The sequence below is a fragment of the uncultured Lutibacter sp. genome, from assembly GCF_937891065.1.
Classification (GTDB): domain Bacteria; phylum Bacteroidota; class Bacteroidia; order Flavobacteriales; family Flavobacteriaceae; genus Lutibacter.
Genome location: NZ_CALAEQ010000050.1, coordinates 1 through 3,153, shown reverse-complemented (window position 1 = coordinate 3,153; position 3,153 = coordinate 1). Strand labels below are relative to the sequence as shown.

The window sequence follows — 3,153 nt, the reverse complement described above, 5'->3', positions numbered from 1 at the left end:
TACAAAATTTAGCATTCATTTTTAATTTTGCACCACAATATTTACAATATTTCATTTACTTTTATTTTAGTAATTTAATAATAGTTAACCTTATTTACGCAAATTCTGTATTTGATATCCAATAGAGAGGACAGAATTAATTAATGTATTCAAATAATTATCAACAGGAGCTATTAACACTTTTCCAGTTCCTGTAAATGTATTTACAATTCCTTCTCCTGAAATTAGTGTTGAAAAAATACCTTTAGTAGCTTTTGAAACTTTTAATTCAATACCTGAAGTACGAGCTATAGCAAAAGCACCATCAACAACAAGTTTTCCATTAGTTAATTCTACTTCTTCAATTGGACCTGCTGATGTAATAATTACTTTTCCAGTTCCTGATACAACTGTTTGAAACCATTTTTCACCTGAAAATATAGCGCTTATTGCTTTATTTGTATACGAGCCTATTTCTATATTAATGTCTGAGGCAAAGTAAGCACCTCTGTCTAAAATCCATTCTTCATTCTCTAAATTTAAAATAGTAAATTCACCAAATGAAGGTTGTAAAAATACAGTTCCACTACCTTTTATTATAGGTTTAACAATGGCTTCTTTAGTTAACATTGACTTAAACATTTTGCCAATACTGGGTGCTTTTGCTTCTAATTCAAGGTCGCCATTCATATAATGCATTGCACCTGATTCATAACGAAAAGATGCGTTATCTACCTCAACTTTTACCAAGTTTAAGCGCTCTTTATTTACAACTTCAAAGGTTACTTCTCCAACTATTTCTTGGATTACAGGTTGTTGAGTTTCTACCTGATTTATTTGCGTACCACAATTTTCGCAAAATGCACTATTTCCTTTTAATTCACTTCCACAATTTGAACAATATGCCATAATTTAAATTTTTAATTTTCCTTTAATATAAATAATATAAACGCTACCAAAGGAATCATAAAACATTTTTCCTTCAAAATAGTCGTTAGATTTTAATTGAATTATATATTTCATTCTTTCTTTTTCTTTACCAAAACCTTCGGTATAAGAAAATGTATATAATCCATCTTTTAAAATAGGGTTGTATTTATAAAGAAACATTAAACCCATTTCACTTTTTTCATATGTTGCGGAAGGTAAATTTATAAAACCTAAACTTAATGAATTCTTATATTCCTCGTTCATTCTTTTAATAGCTTTTTCTGTATTAATAAGATCTATTTCTAGTATAACTTTCTTCCTTTCCTTTGATGCACTCATATACTCAGAAAAATTATCCATAGATTCAAATAGCTTTTTTGACTCATAAAAAGACAACTCCCATGGTCCATCAGCTAATTCTAGTTCTTCTACTTCTTCAATATATCCTAATTCTATCAATTCTTCTCGGTATTTCTCTTTTCCTCCATCAGGGTTGTACCATATTTGTATCAATCTGGCGACTGTTTTTGCAGGGATAATACCACCTTCATTTACGCCTAAAAACCCAACTTTACTTTTTGTGTCTTTTAGTATCATGTCTTTAATTTTGTAAAGCCTATGAAGTCGAAGCTCAAAAGATGTTTGTTCGGTATAGCCAAATCTATATTTGTTTAAAAGATTTGCATCTTCAAAATTTTTGATAAGCTTAATATTTTGTTCTTTTAATTTTTCAATTTCTTTTTCTTCTTTTTCGCGCTGTTCAAATTTTTTCTTTAAGTTTTCTTTTGTTTCATCTTCAATAATTTCTAAGGCCCTAGTACCTAAGTTCTCAACTTTAATACCTTTTGCTAATGCATACTTTTTTTTTGCATCTCTTAGTAATTGAGGTTTAAGCCCTTTCATTTGTATCCAAACTTCATCAAAATTTCCAGGTTCAACATCGTAACCCCAAAAAGGGACAGCACTTTGTGATCCATTTACAAATACTTTATATGCAGCTTCTAGTTCTTGGTCTCGCCATCTAACTATTTGTTGGTCAGTTATTTTTGCAGCTTCTCTAAAAAGTTTTGTCATTGGAAATGAATTTATAATTTCATTTGATAAATCCTTTGCTGCTTGTTCTAAATTGCCTTGAGATAAAGCACGAGCAATATTTATCCCAGTATTTATTTTTGAAGCATGTTGAGTTACACCACCTAAAAATGCTTTTGCATTGCTATCTTCGGTAACTACTTTAACTATTGTTTTACCAGCTAATATAGCAACGTCCTGACCGAATTGATCCATTTTATTATCATTATAACTTACTAAAAGTTTTTGGTAATCACTTTCATTCATAATTGATTCTACAATGTCTTGGGTTAAACTTTTATTCCCTAAACCCAAATACTTACCTAGAACTTGTCGAACAATTTTTTCTGTTGCTTGCCTTGCGGGCTTATTGTTGTTTCTTGCTGACCATTGCTCAACGGCTGCTTTATCAGCATAATCTTTAATTCGTTCTTCTTTTGTGAGTTTTGATTTCGCATAAGGGCTAAAATGGTAGGTTTCAAATTTTACATATTTATCTTTTAAATTAACTTCTTGAGGTTTAAAATAATCCCATTGGTTTCCATTATAATAACCTATCCATAAATCTTCCGGATGTTCTAATTCAGATATTTCCTTTTCAGATAATTTTAGTTTTATGGTTACGGGTTCATTTAGACGTTTTGATTTTTGGTCTATTAAAATGTTAAAAGGTAATCCAAATAATTTTGCTCTTTTTTTATCAAAAGCAGGAATATCTTTTGTCATATTAACACGAAGATTTACTTCTTGATCAAAGGTATTTTTAGGTATTTCTAGTTGTATTTCATTTTTATCTAATTCTCCTATTATGGTTTGAGTAAATTCAACGTTTTTATCTAACTCTTCTCTTTCAGTGTTTTTTACATTACTATCATCAGAATAATCAACGGTGTCTTCTTTCGATAGAGAAGCACCTTCTTGATCATCACCTAAATTATAGAGAATTATAGAACCAATTATAATAAATGCTAAAAACCCTGCTATAATTTTTCCTATTGTTTTTAAAATGCCCCCTTTTTTCTTTTTTATTGAAGGATTTGATGTTATAGTTGGAATGGATTGTGGTTTACTTTTTGAGATTATTTTTTTATCAGGAATCTCTTTGTTTGTTGCAACTCCTTCATTTATTGCAGTTCCACACTCAGCACAAAATTTTTCATCTTTTTCAAATGG

The 3,153-nt window shown here is 29.6% G+C and carries 3 protein-coding genes; all 3 read right to left on the bottom strand.

Going from position 1 to position 3,153, the window contains the following annotated elements:
* A partial coding sequence (locus tag Q0352_RS14760) for a zinc-ribbon domain-containing protein (protein ID WP_367274575.1) occupies positions 1-55 on the bottom strand: 55 nt, incomplete at its 3' end.
* A gap of 35 nt (positions 56-90) precedes the next feature.
* Positions 91-888, bottom strand: coding sequence for an AIM24 family protein (locus Q0352_RS03175; RefSeq protein ID WP_299523504.1), 798 nt, complete (start codon positions 886-888; stop codon positions 91-93).
* Between the two features lie 3 nt (positions 889-891).
* Positions 892-3,153, bottom strand: a 2,262-nt coding sequence (locus tag Q0352_RS03170; protein ID WP_299523501.1) for a hypothetical protein, incomplete at its 5' end; no start/stop codon positions are given.

Coding starts and splice junctions, on each gene's coding strand:
- Q0352_RS03175 (WP_299523504.1), bottom strand. CDS start 888: ATGGCATATTGTTCAAATTGTGGAAGTGAATTAAAAGGAAATAGTGCA.